This is a genomic window from Brevundimonas sp. GW821-FHT12E07 (assembly GCF_058807035.1).
In genome coordinates, this window is record NZ_JBXAQH010000001.1 from 1,333,808 (window position 1) to 1,356,774 (window position 22,967).

At 67.4% G+C, this 22,967-nt stretch carries 25 protein-coding genes, 2 tRNA genes and 1 pseudogene; 13 read left to right on the forward strand and 15 right to left on the reverse strand.

The features are described from left to right. Nucleotides 1-47: 47 nt before the first annotated feature. The 5 genes from AC1ROD_RS06180 to AC1ROD_RS06200 all read right to left on the reverse strand — a co-directional run bounded on the left by AC1ROD_RS06180 (nt 48) and on the right by AC1ROD_RS06200 (nt 5,029). Nucleotides 48-971 (reverse strand): methyltransferase type 11, encoded by a 924-nt coding sequence (locus AC1ROD_RS06180; protein WP_492947372.1) that lies wholly within the window; start codon nt 969-971, stop codon nt 48-50. Nucleotides 972-1,092: 121 nt separating this feature from the next. Then, on the reverse strand, nt 1,093-1,965 hold the full coding sequence (locus AC1ROD_RS06185) for an AAA family ATPase (RefSeq protein ID WP_492032015.1): 873 nt from the start codon (nt 1,963-1,965) through the stop codon (nt 1,093-1,095). A gap of 548 nt (nt 1,966-2,513) precedes the next feature. Continuing rightward, nucleotides 2,514-2,714, reverse strand: coding sequence for a hypothetical protein (locus AC1ROD_RS06190; protein ID WP_492947373.1), 201 nt, complete (start codon nt 2,712-2,714; stop codon nt 2,514-2,516). Next, nucleotides 2,711-3,157, reverse strand: coding sequence for a hypothetical protein (locus AC1ROD_RS06195; RefSeq protein WP_492947374.1), 447 nt, complete (start codon nt 3,155-3,157; stop codon nt 2,711-2,713). The genes AC1ROD_RS06190 and AC1ROD_RS06195 overlap by 4 nt, the downstream gene beginning before the upstream one ends. A gap of 57 nt (nt 3,158-3,214) precedes the next feature. After that, nucleotides 3,215-5,029: a tetratricopeptide repeat protein gene (locus tag AC1ROD_RS06200; protein ID WP_492947375.1), complete on the reverse strand. Its 1,815-nt coding sequence runs from the start codon at nt 5,027-5,029 to the stop codon at nt 3,215-3,217. Between the two features lie 149 nt (nt 5,030-5,178). Between AC1ROD_RS06200 and flbT the strand changes: the two are divergent. The 3 genes and pseudogenes from flbT to AC1ROD_RS06215 all read left to right on the forward strand — a co-directional run bounded on the left by flbT (nt 5,179) and on the right by AC1ROD_RS06215 (nt 6,983). Further along, nucleotides 5,179-5,620: pseudogene (gene flbT / locus AC1ROD_RS06205) on the forward strand (flagellar biosynthesis repressor FlbT). Continuing rightward, complete coding sequence (gene flaF, locus AC1ROD_RS06210; protein WP_492947376.1) at nt 5,568-5,933, forward strand: flagellar biosynthesis regulator FlaF; 366 nt, start codon at nt 5,568-5,570, stop codon at nt 5,931-5,933. The pseudogene flbT and the gene flaF overlap by 53 nt, the downstream one beginning before the upstream one ends. Nucleotides 5,934-6,152: 219 nt before the next feature. Beyond that, nucleotides 6,153-6,983, forward strand: a complete 831-nt coding sequence (locus AC1ROD_RS06215) for a flagellin (protein WP_492947377.1) — start codon at nt 6,153-6,155, stop codon at nt 6,981-6,983. A gap of 132 nt (nt 6,984-7,115) precedes the next feature. Here the strand turns inward: AC1ROD_RS06215 and AC1ROD_RS06220 are convergent, their stop codons facing one another. From AC1ROD_RS06220 to AC1ROD_RS06250, 7 genes are all read right to left on the reverse strand, one after another. Beyond that, nucleotides 7,116-7,403: a hypothetical protein gene (locus tag AC1ROD_RS06220; protein ID WP_492947378.1), complete on the reverse strand. Its 288-nt coding sequence runs from the start codon at nt 7,401-7,403 to the stop codon at nt 7,116-7,118. 90 nt (nt 7,404-7,493) lie between these two features. After that, on the reverse strand, nt 7,494-7,781 hold the full coding sequence (locus tag AC1ROD_RS06225) for a hypothetical protein (RefSeq protein WP_492947379.1): 288 nt from the start codon (nt 7,779-7,781) through the stop codon (nt 7,494-7,496). Nucleotides 7,782-8,131: 350 nt separating this feature from the next. Then, nucleotides 8,132-8,812 (reverse strand): exopolysaccharide biosynthesis protein, encoded by a 681-nt coding sequence (locus AC1ROD_RS06230; protein WP_492947380.1) that lies wholly within the window; start codon nt 8,810-8,812, stop codon nt 8,132-8,134. A gap of 127 nt (nt 8,813-8,939) precedes the next feature. Then, nucleotides 8,940-9,128: a DUF3008 family protein gene (locus tag AC1ROD_RS06235; RefSeq protein ID WP_492947381.1), complete on the reverse strand. Its 189-nt coding sequence runs from the start codon at nt 9,126-9,128 to the stop codon at nt 8,940-8,942. 68 nt (nt 9,129-9,196) lie between these two features. Continuing rightward, nucleotides 9,197-11,167: a lysozyme gene (locus AC1ROD_RS06240; RefSeq protein ID WP_492947382.1), complete on the reverse strand. Its 1,971-nt coding sequence runs from the start codon at nt 11,165-11,167 to the stop codon at nt 9,197-9,199. Between the two features lie 145 nt (nt 11,168-11,312). After that, nucleotides 11,313-12,725 (reverse strand): magnesium transporter, encoded by a 1,413-nt coding sequence (gene mgtE, locus AC1ROD_RS06245; RefSeq protein ID WP_492947383.1) that lies wholly within the window; start codon nt 12,723-12,725, stop codon nt 11,313-11,315. Between the two features lie 143 nt (nt 12,726-12,868). After that, a tRNA-Leu gene (locus tag AC1ROD_RS06250) sits at nt 12,869-12,953 on the reverse strand. Between the two features lie 185 nt (nt 12,954-13,138). Between AC1ROD_RS06250 and AC1ROD_RS06255 the strand changes: the two genes are divergently transcribed. Next, nucleotides 13,139-13,747 (forward strand): hypothetical protein, encoded by a 609-nt coding sequence (locus AC1ROD_RS06255; RefSeq protein WP_492947384.1) that lies wholly within the window; start codon nt 13,139-13,141, stop codon nt 13,745-13,747. A gap of 72 nt (nt 13,748-13,819) precedes the next feature. Here the strand turns inward: AC1ROD_RS06255 and AC1ROD_RS06260 are convergent, their stop codons facing one another. Beyond that, nucleotides 13,820-14,077: a hypothetical protein gene (locus tag AC1ROD_RS06260; protein ID WP_492947385.1), complete on the reverse strand. Its 258-nt coding sequence runs from the start codon at nt 14,075-14,077 to the stop codon at nt 13,820-13,822. 160 nt (nt 14,078-14,237) lie between these two features. Then, entirely contained in the window at nt 14,238-14,489 is a 252-nt protein-coding gene (locus AC1ROD_RS06265; protein WP_492032028.1) for a FliM/FliN family flagellar motor switch protein, read from the reverse strand. A 75-nt stretch (nt 14,490-14,564) separates the two neighbouring features. Here AC1ROD_RS06265 and lipB point away from each other — a divergent pair, with 75 nt between their 5' ends. The 5 genes from lipB (at nt 14,565) to AC1ROD_RS06290 (ending at nt 20,041) form a co-directional block, all read left to right on the forward strand. Then, nucleotides 14,565-15,293 (forward strand): lipoyl(octanoyl) transferase LipB, encoded by a 729-nt coding sequence (gene lipB, locus AC1ROD_RS06270; RefSeq protein WP_492947386.1) that lies wholly within the window; start codon nt 14,565-14,567, stop codon nt 15,291-15,293. A gap of 146 nt (nt 15,294-15,439) precedes the next feature. Beyond that, nucleotides 15,440-17,101 (forward strand): ATP-binding protein, encoded by a 1,662-nt coding sequence (locus AC1ROD_RS06275; RefSeq protein ID WP_492947387.1) that lies wholly within the window; start codon nt 15,440-15,442, stop codon nt 17,099-17,101. 126 nt (nt 17,102-17,227) lie between these two features. Further along, nucleotides 17,228-18,706, forward strand: coding sequence for a hypothetical protein (locus tag AC1ROD_RS06280; protein ID WP_492947743.1), 1,479 nt, complete (start codon nt 17,228-17,230; stop codon nt 18,704-18,706). A gap of 241 nt (nt 18,707-18,947) precedes the next feature. After that, nucleotides 18,948-19,442 (forward strand): peptide-methionine (R)-S-oxide reductase MsrB, encoded by a 495-nt coding sequence (gene msrB, locus AC1ROD_RS06285; protein WP_492947388.1) that lies wholly within the window; start codon nt 18,948-18,950, stop codon nt 19,440-19,442. 50 nt (nt 19,443-19,492) lie between these two features. Further along, the gene (locus AC1ROD_RS06290) at nt 19,493-20,041 is read left to right on the forward strand and encodes a hypothetical protein (protein WP_492947389.1); all 549 of its coding nucleotides are present in this window, start codon (nt 19,493-19,495) and stop codon (nt 20,039-20,041) included. An 86-nt stretch (nt 20,042-20,127) separates the two neighbouring features. Here the strand turns inward: AC1ROD_RS06290 and AC1ROD_RS06295 are convergent. Further along, nucleotides 20,128-20,202 (reverse strand) — tRNA-Thr (locus AC1ROD_RS06295). 96 nt (nt 20,203-20,298) lie between these two features. Here AC1ROD_RS06295 and AC1ROD_RS06300 point away from each other — a divergent pair. From AC1ROD_RS06300 to AC1ROD_RS06315, 4 genes are all read left to right on the forward strand, one after another. Beyond that, nucleotides 20,299-20,475 (forward strand): hypothetical protein, encoded by a 177-nt coding sequence (locus AC1ROD_RS06300; protein WP_492947390.1) that lies wholly within the window; start codon nt 20,299-20,301, stop codon nt 20,473-20,475. Nucleotides 20,476-20,595: 120 nt separating this feature from the next. Then, complete coding sequence (gene murA, locus AC1ROD_RS06305; protein WP_492947391.1) at nt 20,596-21,900, forward strand: UDP-N-acetylglucosamine 1-carboxyvinyltransferase; 1,305 nt, start codon at nt 20,596-20,598, stop codon at nt 21,898-21,900. After that, complete coding sequence (locus tag AC1ROD_RS06310) at nt 21,890-22,420, forward strand: DUF2948 family protein (protein ID WP_492947392.1); 531 nt, start codon at nt 21,890-21,892, stop codon at nt 22,418-22,420. The genes murA and AC1ROD_RS06310 overlap by 11 nt, the downstream gene beginning before the upstream one ends. After that, complete coding sequence (locus AC1ROD_RS06315) at nt 22,417-22,890, forward strand: UPF0262 family protein (RefSeq protein ID WP_492947393.1); 474 nt, start codon at nt 22,417-22,419, stop codon at nt 22,888-22,890. Before AC1ROD_RS06310 ends, AC1ROD_RS06315 begins: the two co-directional genes overlap by 4 nt. Nucleotides 22,891-22,967: the final 77 nt, after the last annotated feature.

Genomic DNA, 22,967 nt, shown 5'->3' on the forward strand with positions numbered 1-22,967 from the left:
GACCCATTGCGGCGGCGCGATCAAGTCCGGCGAGGCGCTTTGGGCCTCTATTCGCCGACGTTGAGGGTCACCAGCTCCTTGGCGTCGTCGAAGACGCCATCGGCGTTACGCTCACGCGAACGGACGGTGGCCACGACGATCGGGCCGGTGCGGGGGCCGCGCGCCTCATAGCCGACCGTGCGCCAGCCGTTCGGAGAGGCGCGGCTGTCGGTCAGGAGATAGGTCTGGCGGATGGCCTCGCCGGGCGCGCGGGTGCGGATCTCGGCGGAGTCGTCGCGCGCCTTGAAGCTGACCGCCTGCTCGCCCTCGCCGGTCGTCACATGGCCGTTGACCGAGGCGTCGCCGTCGTTGGCGTGGATGACGATGCCGCCGATGCGGACGTCGGCCTTGTCGCCGTCGGCCTCGACATGGATGCCGGGCATATGGACCGAGGCGCGGTCGCCCTCGGCGTCGACCTTCATGCCGGGGGCGGTGATGTGGGCGCTGTCGGCGCCGTTGGCGCGAGCGTCGGCCTCGGCTTCAGCCCGGGCGGATTCGGCCTCGGCGCGTGCGGACTCGGCGTCCGCACGGGCTGCATCGGCGTCGGCCCGTGCGGCGTCGGCGGCGGACCGGCTGATGTCGGCCGCGGTCTGGGGCATGACCGCCAGCAGGCCGGCCTCGAAGCGTTTGAGGATGGGATCGGCGCCGTCGTCGCCGAGGGTGACGAGGTGGAGCTCGACCTCGGCCCCGCGCGGGCCGGTGTAGGTGCAGACCGCGCCGTCAGCGCGCGCCGAGCCCTTGCGGGTCAGGGAGCCCAGGCTGTCCGGGCACTGCAGGGCGTCCACGACCTTGAGCACGCCCTTGGCGTCCGAGCTGGAGCGGGTGGTCGAGATGCGGACGCCGTCGTTGTCGCCACAGGCGGTCAGGGCCAGGCTCAGGGCCAGGGTTGGGGCCAGCAGGGCGGCGCGGGCGACGAGTGTGGGCAGGCGCATCGAAAGGGTCCTCTTCACACGTCTATCCTGCGCGGAACGCCGGCGCATTCCAGTGAAATCGCGGTAATCGGAATGGCCAAACCTGTCCGTTCGCGTGTCAGGCATGAAATGCGAAAGGTTCTCAAGAGCCCGGACGAGCGCCTTCGCGGCGGTTGAGGAACGCCAGCCGTTCGAACAGGTGAACATCCTGCTCGTTCTTCAACAGGGCCCCGTGCAGCGGCGGGATCAACTTGTTGGGCGTCTTCTCGCGCAGGGTCTCGGGGTCGATATCCTCGACCATCAACAGCTTGAGCCAGTCGAGGAGTTCGGAGGTCGAGGGCTTCTTCTTCAGGCCCGGCGTGTCGCGGATCTCATAGAAGGTCTTGAGGGCCTCGGAGACCAGGCGTTGCTTGATGCCCGGGAAGTGGACCTCGATGATCGACCGCATGGTCTGATCGTCGGGGAAGCGGATGTAGTGGAAGAAGCAGCGGCGCAGGAAGGCGTCGGGCAGCTCCTTCTCGTTGTTCGAGGTGATGACCACGACTGGGCGAACCTCGGCGCGGATCGTCTCGTCAGTCTCCTGGACGTAGAACTCCATGCGGTCGAGTTCCTGGAGCAGGTCGTTGGGGAACTCGATATCGGCCTTGTCGATCTCGTCGATCAGCAGGACGGGGCGGACGGGGGAGGTGAAGGCCTCCCACAGCTTGCCCTTCTTCAGATAGTTGCGGACGTCGTGGACCCGCTCCTCGCCGAGCTGGGAATCCCTGAGGCGGCTGACGGCGTCGTATTCATAGAGGCCGTTGTGGGCCTTGGTGGTCGACTTGACGTGCCAGGTGATCAGGGGGGCGTTGAGCGCCCGCGCCATCTCATAGGCCAGGACCGTCTTGCCGGTGCCGGGCTCGCCCTTGATCAGCAGGGGGCGCTGCAGGGCGACCGAGGCGTTGACCGCGACCTTGAGGTCGTCGGTGGCGATATAGTTCGAGGTGCCCTCGAACCGGTCGGTCGGCTGGGTCATGCGCTGGCTCCGGTCAGTCCCGATGACGCCTAGCGCCGAAGCAGGGGGTTAACAACGATAAGGTTCGAGCGAGCGGGAGCGTGGCACGCGGAAAAAAGTTTTGCACTCCGAGTGCAATTCGCAGGCGGGGTGGGAGTTTCGGGGTGGAGATGGTTGAAAGGGCTGGGCTTTAATTTGGATGCACCGGGTGCATCGATTGCACTCGCGCGCAAACGGGGTGTGGCTGCCGAGCGTTTGGAATGGCGATGTCAAAGACCCGGAGACGGGGAGTGTAGGCCGGGGTTTGACGATGCTGGGCCGAATGGGGGCGGGGATTGGGAAGGGGTTGGAAAGGCGAGGGATTGTGACGGGGAGGATGCGAGGTCGGCGTTTCCTCACTACGCGCAGCGTGGGGAGGTGGCTCGGAGCGTAGCGGAGAGACGGAGGGGGTTCTGACGGCGGTGGGATTTGTTCGGATGTGGGCTGAAGAGCCCCCTCCGTCACGGCGCTGAAGGAGCGCCGCGCCACCTCCCCATCGCAAGGGCGATGGGGAGGATACTCACCTGTCGTCAGGTAATCCGCTTGACCGAGACCGGGTCGCTGGCGGGGAAGGTTTCCTCGATGCCTTCGTCTACGAGGGCTTCCTGACGGTCTTCGGCGAGGGAAAGGGCGTCCTTTAGCTGGTCGGGCTTGCCCTTCTGCGGGGCGGCGCGACGGGCGTGGGGGACCTGGGTGTCGCAGTCCTGCTTGGCTTTTTCGATGTCGCTCATCGGATTTGCTCCTGTTGTTGCGCGCCGTCCGGGCCGTAGCCGAGGTCGTCGATGTCGTCGTCGGAGAGGGTCTTGGCCTCCCAGTGGGCGGCGCTGGCCTGGGCCCCGCGCTCGTTCTCCATGAGGCCCGAATAGACGAGTTCGACCTCGTCCTCGCCGCGCAGGCCGTCGCTTTCGGCGTCGATCTGGTTCACGCGCTCGCGGTCTGCGCCGAGGATGGCGTCGGCCTCCGCCTCGATGCCCGAGGCGCCCAGTTCGTCGTCGATGTCCTGATCGTCCTCGTCGAAATCGTCTTCGTCGGCGTCGCCCTCGGCCTGGGTGACGTCCAGGACGTCGTCGGCTTCATCGAGCAGGAACTCGCCGTCGCCCTCGTCGTCGAGATGGGTCTCGTCGAAGGTTTCGGACTGGTCCTGTTCGTCGCGGCCGTCATCGAGATCGGGCATGGTTCGCCTCCCTGTGTGTTCACAGGGGAGAACGTTCGGCCTAGCGCGGCTGTTCCGTCAGAAGCCGGACTTAACGACCTCATCCAGCGCCGCCCGGACTTCGGCAATGGCGCGGGGCCAGCCGTCGAAGCCGCCGGTCGCGAAGGTTCGGACGCGCGGATAGAAGGGATAGCGGTCGGTCGCCAGCAGGTGCCAGTCGTCCGGGGCGTGGATCAGCCAGGTCCGGGCGCCCGAGGCCGCGGCCATGTTTGTGCCGGCGATGCCCGGGCCGATGACGAGGTCGAGGGCGTTGGACAGGGCGGCCAGGTCGTCGAGGTCGTCCTTGAGGTTGATCGGCGGGGTCCAGATCTTCGCTCCCGCGGCCTCGGCCGCCGCCAGGTCGTCGGAGACGTCGCCGCACTGGAGATTGACCATGACGCAGCCCGGGGCGGTCAGGACGGGCGCCCAACGCTCGAAATTGGAGAAGTAGCGGGCGCGGACCCCTGTCAGGACCGAGCTCTTCCAGTGCAGGCCGACCTTGAGGCCGGGGCCGAGCTTCTCCAGCTCCGCCTTCCAGTGGGCGACCTTGGCCGCGTCGGGCACGAGGTAGCCGTCGCGATCGGGGAAGTCGGAGATGTCCTGGCGATAGACGGCCGCGAGGCTGGCCATGGGGACCCAGCAGTCGGCCTTGCCGCCGTCGGGGCCTTCCTGCTCGGCGATGTCTTCCATGAAGGGGACGAAGCGGGTCAGGCGGCCTTCGAGGCGGACGGCGCGGTGGCCGCCGACGACGGCGGTGGGGAAGGTGCGCTGATAGAGATCGACGAGGCGCGGCTCGACGGCGATGAAGACCTTGCCGGTCGGGCCCACGGCCTCGACGATGTCGGGCAGGACCGTGCCGAAGACCATTTCGTCGGCGATGCCCTGTTCCCCGACGACCAGCAGACGCTTGCCGGTGATGTCCTGGGTCTTCGGATCCCAGCGCGGGCAGTCGACGAGAACGTGCATGGCCTCGGTCAGATCGGGGTCGAGGCGGATCTCATAGGTCTCGAAGCCTTCCTTGAGCCGCCCCATGCCCATCAGGGTCAGGGCCTTGGCCATGGTCATCATGGCCGCCTCATAGGGGCCTTCCGCACCGGGAATGGCGGCGTCGAGGTCTTCCAGCGCGCCTTCGTGGTCGCCGAGCGGCTGGCGGGCGTTGGCGCGGTTGTAGCGGGCCTTGGCGAAGGCCGGGTCGATGCGCAGGGCCTCGTCGAAGAAGGTCATCGACTGGCTCATCTGGCCCTGGTCGCTGAGCACGGTGCCGAGGGTGTTCCACAGCGTCGGCTCGGTCGGCTCGATCTGGATCAGGTCACGCAGGACGTCGATAGCGTCGTCGTAGCGCTTCTGGTCGCGATAGACGCAGGCCAGGTTGTTGGTGCCCTCGATATGGCCGGGGTTGGCGTTGAGGAATTTCAGAAGCAGCTTCTCGGCGATCTCCAGATGGCCGAGGCGCTGGGCGAGGCGGCCCAGGTCGTGGGCGATGTCGGGGTTTTCGGGGTTGAGCGTCAGCGCCGCCTCATAGGCGGTCAGGGCGTGGGACAGATGGCCGCCCTTTTCCCGACAGATGGCCAAAACGTGCCAGGCGAGGGCGTTGCGTTCGTCGGTCTTGAGCACCTGCAGGGCGCGGTTGGCGCCGCCGTCGTAGTCGCCCATACGGACGGCGGCGAGGGCGGCCTTGAGGGTCTCGATCGCCTTCTTCTGGGCCTTGATCGATGTGCGGTCGCCGGCGAGCGCCTTCGACAGGCGCCGGATCGCCTCGGGCGAGGCGGCGTCGCCGGCCGCGCCCTGGGCGACGGGCATCAGGGCGTGGGCTTCTTCCTCGGGAGCAGAAGGATCGGCGGCGAGTACGGGCATGGAAAATCGTGCGCTGCGGGACCGGAAATCGGCCCTCGGTACGTAGATTGGCCGCAAGGCTCACAAGGGATAGTTAACTACGTCCGTTTAACCTGTGTTCGCCCTCATCCGTTACGGAGATCATGCGGGCGAGATTGGGGACCTGCCGGATGCCTTTAAAACTGTCACTGAAGCCGGGTGAGAAGTTCGTCCTGAACGGGGCCGTCGTGCAGAACGGCGACCGTCGCGGCGTGCTGATCCTCCAGAACAAGGCCTCGGTGCTGCGTGAGAAGGACATCATGCAGCTGGAGGAAGTCACCACCCCCGCAAAACGCATCTATTTCCCGGTCATGATGATGTACCTGGACGAGACGTCGGCCCCCAAGGTCTACGACGAGTTCGTGCGGCGCGTGACCGAGTTCATGGGCGCCACGCGCAATCCGGAAGCGATGCAGGACTGCGTCGACGCCTCCAAGCACGTGATGGCCCGCGAATACTACAAGGCCCTGATGTCCGCCCGGAAACTGGTGGACTACGAAGACCAGGTAACAAAGGCTGAGTGATGCTTCAGGCGTACAAGCAGGCGGCCACGCGGGCCGAATCCCCGCGTGAAATGGAATACCGCCTGTTCGGTCAGGTGACGCGGGCGCTGATGCAGGCTTCGGCCGCCGACCCGTCGGATGTCGCCACGCGCATCGACGCCCTGGACTGGAACCGCCGGCTGTGGTCGACCCTGGCCACCGACTGCGCCGACCCCGGCAACGCCATGCCCATGGCCCTGCGCGCCCAGATCATCTCGATCAGCATCTTCGTGGGCAAGCACTCGTCCGTCGTGATGCGCGGCGAGGACGACTTCGAGGTCCTGATCGACATCAACCGTTCGATCATGCAGGGCCTGAACCAAGGCATGCAGCAGGCCGCCTGAGCCAGCCTTCCGGGGCGGAGTTTTCCGCCCGGCAAATCCTGACCGGTCCCCGGCGCAACATGCCGGGTTAACCATACAGAGCTGAAGCAAACCCTTGATTTTACACAAGGCCAGACCCGCAAGGTCTGGCCTTTGTCTTGCGTGTGCCCTTCCGAGCCAAGAACCGGCTCGACGGCCAGAAGGCCGTTTTCTCCCCGACCAGAATGGAAGGACACCCCCATGGCCAACTCGGTCAATACGAACCCTGGCGCGCTCATTGCGCTTCAGAACCTGAACGCGACCAACGCCCAACTGGCGACCACGCAATCCCGCATCAACACGGGCAAGAAGGTCGCCAGCGTGAAGGATAACGGCGCCATCTGGGCTATCGCCCAGGGACAGCGTGCCGATATCTCGGCTCTGGGAGCGGTGAAATCCTCGCTCGACCGCGGCGCGTCCGCTGTCGACGTTTCGCTGGCTGCGGGCGAGTCGGTCTCTGACCTCTTGCTCCAACTGAAGGAGAAGGCACTGGCGGCGACTGACAAGTCGCTGTCGACGGCGTCCAGAAGCGCGCTGAACGAAGACTTCAAGGCCATCCGCGACCAGATCACCACGGTCACCAACAACGCCGACTTCAACGGGATCAACCTGATCAAGACCGGCGCGACGGGTTTCCAGGCCCTGGCCAATGCGAATGGCACCGCGACCCTGACCGTCAAGCCGGAAGTCCTGGCGCTGGGGTCCACGAACGTCACCGTCACCGCGACGACCACCATCGGTACCGCGACCCAGGCCACCTCGGCCCTGGCTCTGGTCACCGCCTCCATCGACAAGGTCTCGGGCGCCCTGGCGCGTCTGGGTACGGCGTCGAAGGCCGTTTCCACCCATGCGACGTTCGTCGGCAAGCTGTCGGACGCGCTGGAAGCGGGTGTGGGTAACCTGGTCGACGCCGATCTGGCGAAGGAAAGCGCCACGCTTCAAGCCCTGCAGACGAAGCAGCAGCTGGGAGCCCAGGCTCTGTCCATCGCCAACCAGGCGCCGCAAATCCTGACGTCGCTGTTCCGCAACTAAGGATGCGTTCAGGGATCAAGCGCCGGAGGGGGAAACCTCTCCGGCGCTTCCTTTTTTGTAAGGGGAGCGGCTTCGCCGCCGCGCTACCGCTCGCGCCGCGGGCGCTCGCTACTTGAGCGCGAGGCTGGCTGATCAGACCCCGACGACGACCAGCCAGCCGAAGACGGGCAGGGCGGTGACCGCGAGGGTGATCAGCGAGATCCAGCCGGGCACCGGCCGGGCCTTCGTCGAGATGGCCCAGACGATCAGCCACAGGCCGGCCAGGACGACGTGGATGCCCAGCCATTGGCGTGGCAGCAGCCAGAAGAACAGGGGGCCGGTCGCCATCTCCACGACGACGCCGGCCAGGGCGATGATCACCAGGGCGAGGGCGTAGCCGCCGCCTTCGTTCACGTGGGCGTGGTGATGCGCGACCCGCATCGGGAGCCTCGGGATTGCCTCGAACCCGGAGGTTATCGCGCCAGGGTCCGGCGCCGGACATCGGGCCAAACCCCATCAGGAGGGCGAGGGCTATCCGGCGATCTCGTCGCGTATCGCGTCGGGGACATTGACCCATACGGTCCGGGCCGTGGGTTTGAGCTGCACGCCATACTCCCCGAGGACCGCCGAGACGATCTGCCGAAACCATTTGGGATATGTGGCCTGGCGGGGCGTGGGGCTGTGCAGGCATTCGAGTTTCGCATCCCAGCCGACTTCGGCCGCCGCTCGATAGATGTGCTCGAACCTTGTGGACTCCGGCGTGACGCACAGGCGGCCGTCCTGATCGATTTCAACCCGTGTGATGGCCTCTTCGAGCATTGCGCGACCCTGACGTCTTCGATGCGAAGGCGGCCCGCTTGACGACCGCCTGATCGAGTCCCACCTTCACCTTCCCTGTTAGCAGCGAAAGGAGGTGATCAAGTGATCTCATTGTCCCAAACCCGTACGGTGACCGAAGCTTGGTCCTCCCACGAGGTCCGGGTCTGATAACTCCTTCGCGCGCGGACGGCCTTCGGGCCGGCTGAACGCAAGTAGCAGACTGGTTTAGGTCAGGCCGTACGCGGTCAGACAATGAGGGCCGTCGGGGCAACCCGGCGGCCCTTTTTGTTTTGGGCGCTATCGCTCGCGCCGCGGGCGCTCGCTGCTTGAGCGCGGGGAGTCGTGGCGGTCTACCCGAACAGCCCCGTGAACCAGCCCGGGATGTGAGCGAACCAGCCCGCGATGTGGGCCAGCCAGCTGGCGGCGTGGTTGGCGGCCTCGACGGCGGTGCGCCAGATCAGGGCCAGATAGGCGGCGGTGGCCAGGGTGCCGAGGATGCCGAGCAGGACCGCGACCCCATCCTTCTGCATCACGCCCAGGGCGAAGAATATCAGGCCGAGCGCCGGCAGGAGGTCGCCGAGCGGCACCGGCAGGGCCATGACCACGGCTAGGAGCACACAGGTCAGGCCCATCAGGATCTCGCTGACGGCGCCGGTCAGGAAGGTCAGGCGCGGGCGCGTCAGGTTCTCGACGCGGCGGATCGGGCCGATGACCTTGGAGACGGCGGTGCGGTAAGCGGCGCGACTGACCGAGACGCGCAGGGCCCAGCGCGGCAGCCAGACCTCGTTGCGTTGAAATGTCAGTTCGGCGGCCAGAAGGATGATGGGCATGGCGAAGACGGCCTTGCCCCCCGGAGGCCAGGGGAAGAGGGCCATCAACGACAGGACCAGGATCAGGGCGCCCAGGCCCCGGTCGCCGAAGGCTTCGACCACCTCGCCCAGCGTCAGGGTCGGACCCTCCGCCACGCCCAGCGCTTCCAGCACCTGGGAGAAGGTGCGTTGGTTGTCGGAAGAGGCGTGAACCAGAGACATCGTCGGCCGATCAGCGGCCCCATGCGGCCCCGGGGTGATGTAGTCGGCGGCGGAGCCCGGCGCCAGCGCTGACACAGAGTGTTACGGCGATTTCAGGTTGTCGAACGCCGGTCGTAATGTGGGAGCGCTATTTGGCCGCGACGTGCTCGGGCTTGCCCTTGCGTTTGGTGTGGGCGAACTCTTCGAGCTGCTTCTCGGTCATGGACTCGACCATCGATTTTGAGGCGCCCTTGAGCTTCGATTTCGGCGTCTCGCCACGCTTGGCCGACAGGGCTGCGCCGGCGGCCTTCTGCTGGGCGGCGGATTTGGCGGGCATGGGAAACTCCTCTTTCGAGGAGGTTCAACGATGGGGAGCAGGCCGCGTTCCCGAAGGGATGTCGCGGTCTATTCCTCTTCCGTGCGGCCCCAGCGGCGGTACAGGTTGTAGGCCGAGACGCCGACGCAGGCGGCGCCGACGACAGCCAGGACCACGGCGATCAGGATCGTGCCGTCGCCGCCGGCGCTGTCGTCCGCGGCGCGGCGGAAGGCGGCCATGGACATGCCGAACGACACCAGGCCGAAGCCGCCCATGACGCCGTAGGCGGCCAGTTCGCCCCAGGGGATCTGGGCCGGAGGCGTGTCTTCAACGACTTCGTGGCGCAGGATGTTGCCGGGCGCCAGGCGAAGGGAGCCGTCGTCCTCGAACAGGGCCGGGGCGTCGTCGCCCGAGTGTTCGCCCTGCGGCCAGACCAGGCGCGGGGAGGCGAAGACCTCGGTCTCGGGCGATCCGTTGAGCACCAGAAGCTCGCCGTCGGTGCGGGGCTCGCTGGTCGCGCTGATCGCGGCGGGCCAGGGATCGGGCGTCGGCTGTGCTGCCGGAGGCGTCCCGAAGACGGGGACTTCAAGCGCGGGCTGAGGCGCAGCCGCCTCGAAAGGCGAGGGTTGGGGCGCGACGTCAGCCGGGGCAGGGGGAGCGACGAGCGCGAACGGATTCGGCTCAGCCTCGCTCGGGGCTGTTTCAATCGGGGCCGTTTCCGCGGGGGCAGGCTCCGGGAAGGGAGAGGTCGCAAACGGGTTCTGGGCGAAGGGCTCGACCGGGGGGATGTCGCCCTTCGGGGCCTCGCCGACATACCAGGGCGCGGCGGTGGGCGCAGGCGCCGGCTCGGCGGGCGAGGCGTCCGCGGCGGGCTCGACCCCGGTCGCCACGGGGGTCTCGATGGCGGCTTCCGCAGGAACGGGCTCCGTCGGCGTGGCCTCGGTGGGGGCGACCTCAGTCGGGGCGGCTTCCGCTTGCGGAAGCGCGAACGGGTTGACCTCGGCCTCGGCGACAGGCTCGGGAGCCGCCACGGGAGCGGCTGCGGCCACGGGGGGGAGGAAGGCGTTCGCGAGCGGCGAACGGAGCGATCCGGGCAGGGGGCCGACGATCGAGCCGGCATAGGCCGAATAGCGCTGCATCGGCAGGTTGGCGGCGAAGCCGCCGGGAGCCGGGGCGGGCCGGGGAGCCGGGGCGGGCTCTTCGGCGGCGACTTCGACGGCCTCGGATGGAGCGGGTGCGGCTTCCACGGCTTCCACGGGCGCTTCGGGTTCGGCCGCAACGGCTGCGACGGGCGCCGTTTCGGCGGGGGGCGTATCGAGCGACGGCGCTTCGACCTCGGCCGCTTCCGCCTCAGCCGGCTCAGCCGGCTCGGCCTGATGCAGGACCGGGGCGGGATCGGCCAGCAGGGCGGCGACGGCGGCGTGACGCGCGCTCTGCTCGGCTTCTTGTTCGGGCTCCTGAACCGCTTCCTGGGCCAGATCGGGGGCGAGGTATTCGGCCGGGACCTCGGCTTCGACCGGGGCGACGGGCGTCGGGACGGGCGGCTCGACCGGCCCGCGGTAGGGCGGCGGCAGCGGGGCGGCCAGCAGGTCGGCCAGGGCGACCGGAGCGCCCGGATTGGCGACGAACAGGGCCCGTTCGGCGGCGCGGCGGCGCAGGGCGGTCTCGGCGAGGACCGGTTCGGGCCAGCCGATCATGGCGTCGGCAGCCTCGCCTGCGAAGCCGGCGTTCAGGCGCGACAGGACGTCGGAGGACTGGAAGCGGTCGACGCCGACCGAGAAGGCGAAGCTGGCCAGGGCGTCGAACTGGTGCTGGTTCAGGGCGGCGGAAACGCCCTCGTTGACGGCCTTGGCGACGGGGATCAGGTCGTACTGCAGCAGCAGTTCGGCGTCGGTCTCGCTTACCGTGGCGCCTTCACGGGCCGACAGGGTGTGGCCATAGCCGATCACCCACTGGCCGTCCTCGCGGCGGATTGCTCGAGGGCGGAAGCCCTCGAAGCTCTTGATCAGAATGACCCCCTCCCGGGAGATCTTCAGGCGCTGGATGACGGCTTCGGACACGGAATGACCCAAATCGAGACAGGCGGGCTCGCCCTGTCGGAGAGGGAGCAAGCACCGCGCCGCAACATTGCCGCACTGCGGCGCCGTTCGAAACCGGATTCCACCCCCGGGCGGTCTGTTAACCGTGATGTCCGGTGGGTCGTTTCTACAGGAGAACGATGGTCGCCAGTCCGAGGAAGATCAGGAAGCCGAAGAAGTCGGTCGTGGCGGTGACGAAGACGGCCGAGGAGACGGCCGGGTCGAACTTCAGCTTGGACAGGGTCACGGGGGTCAGGACCCCGACCGAGGCCGCGACCAGCAGGTTGAGCACCATGGCCGCGCCGATGACCAGGCCGATGCGCCAGTCCTCGTCACGGAACCAGAAGCCGGCGACCACGCCGATCAGGGGCGCCAGGACCAGGCCGTTGGCCAGGCCCACGACCAGTTCGCGCCAGAAGGTGCGCGTGGCGTTGGCCGAGTTCAGCTCGCGCGTGGCCAGGGCGCGGACGGTGACGGTCAGGGCCTGGGTGCCGGCGTTGCCGCCGATGGCCGAGACGATGGGCATCAGGACCGCCAGGGCGACGATCTGCTGGATGGTGGCCTCGAACAGGCCGATGACGCTGGCGCCGAGCGCCGCCGTGGCCAGGTTGATGGCCAGCCACGGCACGCGGCCGCGCACGATCTCCAGCACCGAGGAGCCACGGTCCTCGTCGGACACACCGGCCAGACGCAGGATGTCCTCGCGGTTCTCTTCCTGAATGATGTTGACGATGTCATCGACGGTGATCTGGCCCACCAGCCGGCCGGCCGCGTCGATGACCGGGGCCGAGATCAGGTGGTATTTCTCGAAGATGTAGGCGACCTCTTCCTGATCCTGATCGACGGCGATCTCGTTGATCGGCTCCATCAGGTCGGTGAGTTTCGCGGTGCGCGGCGCGCGCAGCAGCTGGCTGATCGGCAGGCCGCCGACCGGCTTGTTCATCGGATCGACGACATAGATGTCGAAGAAGAGCTCGGGCAGGTCGTCGCTCTGGCGGCGGATGTGGTCGATGGTGTCGCCCACGTTCCAGAAGGCGGGCGCGGCCATGACCTCGCGCTGCATCAGGCGGCCGGCGGAGTCTTCCTCGTAACCCAGGGAGCTTTCGATGGCGGCGCGGTCGCCGGCCGGCATGGCCGACAGGACCTTCTCGCGCTGGTCGTCCTCCAGATCCTCGACAACGGCGGCGGCGTCATCGGAATCCAGTTCCTGCAGGGCCTCGGCCAGGGTCAGGTGGGGGACGCGCTCCAGCACCTCCTCGCGGATGCCGTCGTCGAGCTCGGGCAGGGTGTCGGCCAGCAGCTCGGGCGGCAGCCACAGCATGATGACCGCGCGCAGCTCGGGATTCAGATAGCCCATCAGGTCGGCGACGTCGGCCGGGTGCAGGTCCTCGAGCAGGGAGCGCAGCCGCATGCCGTCGCCCTCGTCGGCGGCGTCGGCGACCTTTTCGACGAAGGCCGGGGTCAGGACGTAGTCCTCGTCCAGCGCTTCATGATCTTCGGTGATGAACTCGGGATCGAGAGTGGCGGTTTTGTCGCTCACGCGGGGGCCTCCCTCTCGATGTGAATCAGCCGGTTGCGCCGATATCTATCCCTTGTACGGAATCGGCTCGAAACCAATCCCGTTTTTGTGTGTCACGCGCCCTGACAGCGAAACTGGTAGGGTTTCGCCCGGCGTGTGATCGATGGTGCGGTCGAGAAGACTCGAACTTCCACGGGTTGCCCCACAGCGACCTCAACGCTGCGCGTCTACCAATTCCGCCACGACCGCTCGCATCGGAGCGGGGCTGATAACGGAAGCCGACAAGAAAGGGAAGCGCCAGTTTGCACATCCTTTCTCAGGAAGTTTGTCGCAAGACTGGCTCCCCTGAGGCGGGCAGGCCCTTGCGGGTTCTGAAACGTTCATATCATAAGCGAAAACGGGGCGCCGCGGCGCCGGGGCTGTGGGGATAGGTCATGGATACGAAGCCGAGCGGCGGTGACGCCAAACGCAGGCGGCGCCGGAGCGGCGAACGCAGCGGTCGCGGCCTGACCACGGCCAGTTCCGTCATTCAGCATCCTGCGATCAGCAAGTTCGCGCCCATCGTCATGGGCGCCGGGGCGGCTCTCTATGTCGTGGCGTCGGCCGGCTGGATCTATCATTCGGCCATGATGACGGACGTGCTGTGGCGCGGCATGACCAAGACCGACACCCGCTATATCCTCGGATCGCCCGCCAAGGAGGGCGCCAGCCAGTGGGTCTATAACCGCGGCGAGACGACCCTGACGCTGAACTACGACAGCCGCGACCAGTCTGACGCCATCCTCTGCTACACCACGGGATCGAGCCGGGGCGCCTGTCCGGACTTCCAGAGCGTCGGGATCAACGACACCGAAGACGCGATCTGGACGGCGTTCGGCAAGCCGGACATGCAGCGCTACTACGGCGACACCAAGGTGATCGCCTACAGCGGTCTGGGCGTGCAGTTCACGATGGAGCGGTTCACGGTCAAGGGCATCGGCTTCGTGCCGATCAGCCGTCCCGATCTGACCGTCTTCCAGATCGCCCGGGCCATGCTGCCCTGATCACTGCGATCTGACTGTCGCCACAAAAGCAGACGGCGTCGGACCCGGTCCGACGCCGTTTTCGTATGCGGCTCAGTTGGTGTTGCGACGGACCACGTCGTAGCGCAGCCACAGCAGCGAGGCGACGCCGAAGAGGAACGGGGACCAGAGGTCGAAGACGTTCAGCCCGGCCCGGATCATGCCCGTGGTCACGGCGAGGACCAGGAAGGTCACGGCGTGGACGCCGACCAGACCCCAGAGCTGCCGGCGCGTGCCGGTCAGGCGAATGATCAGCCGCGTGATCCAGTAGGTCAGGATCACCGCGCCGACAAACAGCCACAGATAGTTCACTTCGGCGCTCCCCAGGCCCTGGATACGCGCGGGCGGAGGTCTCTCCGGTCCACTGGCGATCCAAACTCGTTTTCAGTCTCTAGAATAAATTGCCGCAGTGCAGAAGACGCTACCGCTGCGAGGCGAACGGCAAGGTTAACCGGCCTGTCGCGCCACGGGTTCAGGCGGCCCCCGCCATGAAATCATAGACGTCGGCGGGACGGGTCACGGTGATGGCGATCCGGTCCTCGCGGATCTCGATCTCGCCGCGCGCGACCGGGTGGTTGTTGGCCAGGATCCAGACCTCGTCATGCTCGGACGCGTCGAGCGGAATCACCGCGCCGCGGCCCATCTTGAGCAGTTGCGACATGGGCAGGACCGAACGGCCCAGCACCACGGAAATCTCGACGTCGACGGAATCGATCTGGCTCAAGGGGTACTCTTTAATCCTCGGGACGCGCAGGAGGAGGTCTTGCGCGCACGCGTTGGCGCACACATTGAGTCCGTCATGCTTGCCGACCCGTTAAATCCCGCCCGTTCCCCGACCGATTCGGTTGTTTTCCGGCCCGATGGACCACCGGTCGAATGGGCGGTGGCGTCCGGCCATGTCGACTACGAGCCGGCGGTGGCGGCGATGGAGGCCCGGGTCGCGGCGATCGCGGCCGGAGAAGCGCCGGAGCTGATCTGGCTGCTGGAGCATCCGCCGCTCTATACGGCGGGCGTTTCGTCGAAGGACGACGACCTGCTGGACGCGGGCCGCTTCCCTGTGCACCGCACCGGGCGGGGCGGGCAGTTCACCTACCATGGGCCCGGCCAGAGAGTGGCCTATGTGATGCTGGACCTGAACCGGCGCGGCCGCGACGTTCGGGCCCTGGTGCGCGGGCTGGAGGACTGGATCATCGGCGCCCTGGGCGAATTCGGGGTCGAGGCCGGGGTGCGCGAGGGCCGGGTCGGGGTCTGGGTCGAGCGAAAGGGCGCGGGCTGGTCGCGCGAGGACAAGATCGCCGCCATCGGGGTCAAGGTGCGTCGCTGGGTCACCTTCCACGGCATCAGCCTGAACGTCGAACCCGATCTGGACCATTTCGGCGGGATCGTGCCGTGCGGCATTTCCGAGCATGGCGTCACCAGCCTGCTGGACCTCGGGATCACCGCGTCCATGGACGATGCCGACGCGGCGCTGAAAGCCAGTTTCCAGCGCGTTTTCGGTCCTGTGACCCCGGGGCGGTCACCTGGATGAAACCGGTGCAGGACTGAGACAGTTCTCCCGGTAAAACAGCATGCTGCGTCAAATTGAACATTGTACGCTGAGCGACAAAAGACGGTTAAGACCTTAAGGCGTAGCTTCTCGCCGAAGGGTCGTTTTCGTACCGGAGTCTCCGTCTGATGTTGGACCACGAGGTCAAGATGAGCGCCGCCGGAGAAGCGGACGCCGTCGATGAGGCCGCCAACGATCGCACCTCCGATCTGGACGTTTCGGCCTTCTTCGACGTCTCGCTGGATATGCTGTGCATCCGCGACATGGACGGGCGGCTGATCAAGCTGAGCCGGTCGTGGGAGGACGTGCTGGGCTATTCCCTGGCCGAGCTGGAAGGCGGGCAGATGCTGGCCCTGATCCATCCCGACGACATCGAGATGACGCGAACAGAGATGGCCCGGATCGAGGCGGGCGAACTGGGCGGGGAGCTGTTCGGCATCATCAACCGCTATCGGCGCAAGGATGGCGAATACCGTCAGCTGGAGTGGCGGGCCAAGCGGCGCGGCGACCGGATCTATGGCGTGGCGCGCGACGTCACCGAACGGCTGGCCGCCGAAAACGCCCTGGCCGTGGCCAAGGCCGCCGCCGAGGCCGCCAACCAGGCCAAGAGCGATTTCCTGGCCAATATGAGCCACGAGATCCGCACCCCGCTGAACGGCGTCATCGGCCTGGCCGCCACCCTGGGCCGCAGCGGGCTGGAGCCGCGTCAGAAGGAGATGGTCGATCTGATCGCCCGCTCCGGCGCGACGCTGGAACGGCTGGTGTCCGACATCCTAGATGTGTCCAAGGTCGAATCCGGCCGGATGAACATCGAGATCGCCGCCTTCGACCTGGAGGTCGAACTGGACCCGCTGGTCGAAATGCAGCGGTCCCGGGCCGAGGAAAAGGGGCTGGCCTTCGACGTCCGGATCGGCGCGACGACGCGCGGCGATTTCCTGGGCGACGCCCTGCGCATCAAGCAGGTGCTGATGAACCTGCTGTCCAACGCCATCAAGTTCACCGAACAGGGCGGGGTCTCGCTGGAAATCGGCATCGCCGAGGATACGCCCGGGGCGGGCATGTCAGAGCTGAGCCTGACGGTGCGCGACAGCGGCATCGGCTTCGACGCGGGTTTCGGGGTGTTCGAGCGCTTCAGCCAGGCGGACGGCACGATCACGCGCCGCTTCGGCGGCAGCGGTCTGGGTCTGTCGATCTGCAAATCCCTGGTCGAGCTGATGGGGGGAACCATCGCCGTACAGTCGGCGGTGGGGGAGGGCAGCGCTTTCACCGTCACCGTACCCCTGTCGCGGACCCGCTCGCTGGCCGACTATGACCAACGTGCGCTGGAGGCCCTGGGCGGTCTCGCGAGCGAGGAAGAGGACAGCGGGCTTGGCGCCGGGCTGAGGGTGCTGCTGGCCGAGGACCATCCGGTCAACCAGCGCGTGGTCCAGCTGATCCTGGGCGAATACGGGATCGAGGTCGTCACCGTCGAGAACGGCGCGGACGCCGTCACCGCCTTCAACCTGGACCGCTATGACCTGATCCTGATGGACATGCAGATGCCCGTCATGGACGGTCTGGCCGCGACCCGCGCCATTCGCGCCATCGAGGCCGGTTCGCCCGAGCGGGCGGCGACGCCGATCGTCATGCTGAGCGCCAATGCGATGGACCAGCATCTGGCCGAGACAGAGGCGGCGGGCGCCGACCGCCACCTAGCCAAGCCGTTCACGCCGCCGGCCCTGATCCAGGTGGTGAGCGATCTCACCGTCCGTGCCCAAACGGGCGAGAAAATTGCGGTGAACGCGGGGTAGGCGACCGGTTTCGGTCTTTGATGCCGCATGACGTCGCGTCACAGGGGTTGGGACTTGGCAAGGCGGCGGTGGATCGGCTTTAACACGCCGCAACACGTCGTGACCGCTTCCCGGAGTCCTCCCTTGATGCATCGTCTCATCGCGGCTTCCGCCGCCGCCCTCGCTCTCGTCGTCGCCTCCGGTTCGGCCCAGGCCCAGGATTTCCGGGAATTGGCGCGTCAGGATCTGCAGGCCGCGCATGATCAACTGCGCGCCAATCACCCGGCCCCGGTGGTCGGCGGGGCCGCCGCCCAGACCTTCAACAGCTGGATCGACGCCGGTCTGGCGGACGCGCTCGGCAAGGCCGGCCAGGCCAACAGCGGCGACAGCCACGCCTATCTGATGCGCTACTACGCCAACGGCTTCCGCGACTCGAACATCGCGATGACGCCCAGCTTCGAGGGCGCCGGCGCCTATTTCGGCATCAGCTGGCCGGGCTTCACCACCGGCTGGCGCGACGGCAAGTACGTCGTGACCTATATCAAGCCGGGCGTGCGCAACACGCCGCCGCTGGGCGCGACCCTGGTCGACTGCTTCGGCAAGACCGCCGAAGATCTGGCCAAGGAGAAGCTGGACCGCTGGGAAGGCGACCTGACCTCGGAATCCGGCCGGGTGCTGAGCGCGCCCTTCCTGCTGTGGAACCGCAACAACCCCTTCACCAGCGGCGTGCCCGCCCTGTGCAACTTCCAGGTCGGCCGCGGCCGTCCGCGTGAGTTCCAGCTGCGCCCGACGCCGGTCGCCGCCGGCGATCTAGAAGCCGCCTACCGCGCCACCGTCTATGTGCCGTCGGGCGCGCCCCTCGGCATCGAACAGGTCAACGGCCGTCCGTGGATCAATGTCCACTCCTTCGCCGACAGCGCCGGCTGGGACGCCTTCAACGCCACCGTCCTGGCCCAGGCCTCGACCTTCCGGAACGGCTTCGTGCTGGATCTGCGCGGCGCCAAGGGCCAGTCCTATACCTCGACCGCCCGTGGCTATGGTCTGGCCAACCGCATCTGGACGCCGGAGTTCACCGTCAGCCGCCAGCCGGCCGCCGGTGAAATCACCTACCGCGCCACCACCGCCAACCGTCAGTGGTACGCCGACACCCTGGGCCGGATGCAGGCCGACCCGCGCTTCGTGCAGGAAAGCGCTCCGGTGATCGAACAGACCGCCGCCATCGTCGCCGCCTTCGACGCCGCCCTGGCCTCGGGTCAGCAAAGCTTCACCCTGCCGGGCCGCGCCGCGGTGCAGGACACCGGCGCCGCCAACCCGATCTCGGGCCCGGTCATCGTCCTGGTCGACGCCGGTTGCGCCGGCGGCTGCCTGGACACCCTGGACCTGCTGAGCCGCCTGCCGAACGTCCGCATCGCCGGTTCGACCACCGCGACCGACACGATCTTCATCGAGCCGACCATGGTGCGCCTGCCGTCGAACTATTCGGACCTGGCCTACGGTCACAAGGCCTGGACCTCGCGTCAGCGCGCCAACAACACCGCCTTCGTTCCGGCGGCGGGCCTGGCCTACACCGGCAACCCGACCGACGAGGCCGCCGTGCGCGCCTGGGTCGGAACGCTGATGCAGTAAGAAGGGCGTTCACCTCCCCATCGCCGGAGGGCGATGGGGAGGACAGATCGCGCAGCGATCAGGAGGGGGCGAGGCGGCGGTGGCCGTTTCGCCCCCTTCTTCGTTTTCAGGATTCCCTTGCGGTCGGCGCCGCGTCGCCCTCTCCTGACGACCTGCGGTCGTCTGTCCTCTCCACGCGCCTTCGCGCGCGGAGAGGTGAGGACGTCTTGGAACTCAGCTTCGCCCTTCCCATTTGGACGCCATGACCGACACATCGACCGCACCGCACCCGCTTCGCTCTCCGTCCGGCTATGACCTGACGCCGCCGTCGGAGGGCCAGCGCGTGGCCCTGGAAGCCTCGCTGAACGCCGAGGAGAAGCGGGTCCTGCTGTCGCATGGCACCGAGGCGCCCTTCTGCGGCGTCCTGCTGGGCGAGAAGCGGCCGGGCGTGTTCTGCTGCCGCGAATGCGGCCTGCCCCTGTTCCGGGCCACGACCAAGTTCGAGAGCGGCACCGGCTGGCCCAGCTTCACCCAGCCGGTGGACGAGGCCCATGTGACCGCCATCGTCGACCGCTCCTACGGCATGGTGCGCACCGAGACGACCTGCGCCCGCTGCGGCAGCCATCAGGGCCACGTCTTCCCCGACGGGCCGCCGCCGACCGGCCTGCGCTACTGCATCAACTCGGTGGCCCTGCAGTTCGTGCCCGAGGGCGAGCCTCTGCCCGACCCGTTGCAGCGTGGAGACGGAACGGCCTGACCTTGGCCGCAATGTCCGCTAGAGTGCCTCTGTACCCGGAGTAAGACCGCATGCTGATCGCTCTTCTCGCCCTGACCGCCGTCATGGCCTCCGACGACCCGGAAGGGGTGGTGACCACCGCGCCCGCGGGCCACCAGTCGGTTGCCGCCGATGTCGCGGCGCCTGTCGCGGCCGAGGTTCCGGCTGCATCCGGCCAGGAGATCACGGCGCACGGCCTGACCACCGCCGAACAGATCGACCGCTGGATCGGCCAGCGGGCCGAGGCCGCCAAGCCGTTCGCCAATGCGCCCGATCCCTGGGCTCCCGTCGATGACCGGAAGATGCACAGCGAATTCAGCGCGTCGATCGGCACCGGCGATTTCTCGTCCTATTCGGCCGCGGTCTCGATTCCCTTCGGTGAAACCGGACGGGTGGATCTGGAATACCGCCAGACGAAGAACGGCTACGGCCTGTATGGCTATCCGGGCTTCCAGCCGGGCTATGGCCGGTACCGGACCTATGGCTACGGTCGGCCGCTGTCGGGACGGAGCGAGAGCTTCAGCATCGGGTTCAGCAGCGATTCGACCACGCGCGAACCGGATTATCCCGGCTATCCCTGAGCGGACCTGCCCGGCGGGGCAGGCGATTCAACAAGCCGGATAAGGAAAAAGGCCCGATCCGTGAGGATCGGGCCTTTCTTTTCAGATGGTGCCGCCGGGGGGAATCGAACCCACGACCTCAGCCTTACCAAGGATGCGCTCTACCACTGAGCTACGGCGGCCCGTTCTGAGGAAGCGGCCGTATAGCCAACAGACTCGCGGGGGGCAAACTGAAAAGTGCGCTTGTGCGAGGAAAGATTTTCGAGCCTTGTTATCGCATGACCGAAACGCCGAAGACGCCGGGCGAAACGCCCGCCCCGAAAGCCGCCGTCCAACAGCGTTCGCCGGAGCAGACCGAAAAGGCCGCGCGGCTGGCCAAGGCGCTGCGCGACAATCTGCGCCGCAGGAAGATCGCCCACCCGGCGGCCCCGAAGCCCGGCGGCCAGGGTCACTGATAGCTCCGGCAACGGAAAGTCATCGCCGGACGTTTGAGCGGGCCTTTCGCAGGACGGGCGTGGCGCGCTAGATAGCCGGCTCGCCGGACCGCACGTCGCGGAGTGGCGGCCAGGATCGACATGGACAGTATCGCGGTAAACGGCGGCGCCCAGCTCTACGGGGAAATCCCGGTCAGCGGCGCCAAGAATTCGGCCATCAAGCTGATGGCGGCCTCGATCCTGACGGCCGAACCCGTTCGGCTGACCAATATGCCGCGCCTGGCCGACACCAAGTTTCTGGGCCAGTTGCTGCGCCAATTCGGCATGACGGTGACCGAGAGCGACGGACCGGACGGTCAGCAGACCCTGTTCGACGCCCGCGAGATCACCTCGACCTTCGCCCCCTACGACCTGGTTCGCCAGATGCGGGCCTCGTTCAACGTGCTGGGACCGCTGCTGGCGCGCACGGGCCACGCCAAGGTCTCCCTGCCGGGCGGCTGCACGATCGGCGCGCGGCCGGTCGACCTGCACATCGACGCCCTGTCCAAACTAGGCGCGGCGATCGAGCTGGAAGAAGGCTATGTCTCCGCCACGGCTCCGAAGGGGCTGAAGGGCGCCGAGATCGAGTTTCCGTTCGTCTCGGTCGGGGCGACCGAACACACCCTGATGGCCGCCGTGCTGGCGCAAGGCACGACCGTGCTCAGGCGCGCTGCGCGCGAGCCGGAGATCGGCGATCTGGTGCGCTGCCTGATCTCGATGGGCGCCAAGATCGAAGGCGTGGACACCGACACCCTGACCATCACCGGCGTGACCTCGCTGAAGGGTACGGACTGGGCGGTGATCCCGGACCGGATCGAGATGGGCTCCTACGCCTGCGCCGCCGCCATGGCGGGGGGCGAGGTGCGTCTGACGAAGGCGCGGCCGGAGCTGATCGACGCCCTGACGGTCAAGATGGTCGAGGCGGGCGTCGAGGTGACCCCGACCGAGGACGGCGTCATCATCAAGCGCGACCGCGCCCGGCGGCTGAAGGCCGTCGATGTGGCCACCGAGGTCTATCCGGGCTTCGCCACCGACCTGCAGGCCCAGTTCATGGCCCTGATGACGACGGCCGATGGCGTGTCGACCATCCACGAGAACATCTTCGAGAACCGCTTCATGCACGCGCCCGAGCTGGCGCGGCTGGGCGCCGACATCTCGGTCCACGCGGGCGAGGCCAAGGTCACGGGCGTCGAATGGCTGCGCGGGGCTCCGGTCATGGCGACCGACCTGCGGGCCTCGGTCAGCCTGGTAATCGCCGGTCTGGCGGCGGAGGGTGAAACCACGATCGGACGTGTCTATCATCTGGATCGCGGGTTCGAGCGTCTCGAGGAGAAGCTGGGGGCCTGCGGGGCCGAGATCCGCCGGATCCACGGCCCGCCCGTGGAAGGACCGGCGGATGAGCACTGACGCGGACATGATGCAGGCGGCGCCGACCGCCGCCGAGGTTGCCGAGCAGGTCGAGAGCGTCCGGTCGGGCGCCAATGAGCCGCTGCGGCTTCTGGCCGAGGACGCCGAGGACCTGGCCATCATCTCCGCCGCGCTGCAGGACGCGATCCTGCGGCCCGCCGACATCGTCTGGGAACGGGCGGCGCGCCGGCTGACGGTCGAGTTCAGCCGTTTCTGCTGGGAATGCGGCGGCACCCGGGTTCGGGCCGCGATGCAGTTCGGCGACGTCATGGCGGTCAAGAGCCGCGGCCTGCCGCGACTGCCAGACGCCCCGCTGGAGCTGCTGGCCATCGATTTCGAAGAGGTCGAGGCGCCGGGCGGCAAGGTGACGCTGATGTTCGCGGGCGGCGGCGATCTGAGGGTCGAGGTCGAATGCCTGGACGCCGTGGTCGCGGATCTGTCCGACCGCTGGGAAGCCCGGGTGGCCCCGACCCATCTGGATCCGGTGTTGGACGAGACGCCGTCGGAGACCCCCGCATGAGCGAGCACAGGCTTTCGGCCGTCGATCTGGACATGGCGACCCTGCCTGCCGCCACCGCCGAGATCGAGCACGAGCGCCGCGTCGCCATCTTCGACCTGATCGAGAAGAACAGCTTCGAGCCCGAGGGCGCGCCCGGCGGACCGTACAAGCTCAAGCTCTCGCTGCAGGACAACCGTCTGGTGTTCGACATCGCGGGGGAGGGAGCGCACGAGGACTTCGCCCGCACCTACGCCCTCAGCCTCACGCCGCTGAAGAGCGTGCTGAAGGACTATCTGCTGATCTGCGACAGCTATTACGAAGCCCTGCGCGGGTCGTCGCCCAGCCAGATCGAGGCCGTCGATATGGGCCGGCGCGGTCTGCACAACGAAGGCGCAGATGCGCTGGAGGAGCGGCTTAAGGGCAAGGTCGCCATCGACCACGAGACGGCGCGGCGGCTGTTTACGCTGGTGTGCGCGCTGTATCGGCGTTGAATCCGGGCGGCGGGCGCCCAAATAGCCTCCCGCCCTCGACTGTTTGCGCATTTTCGGGCATTAGCCCCCACTTCTTA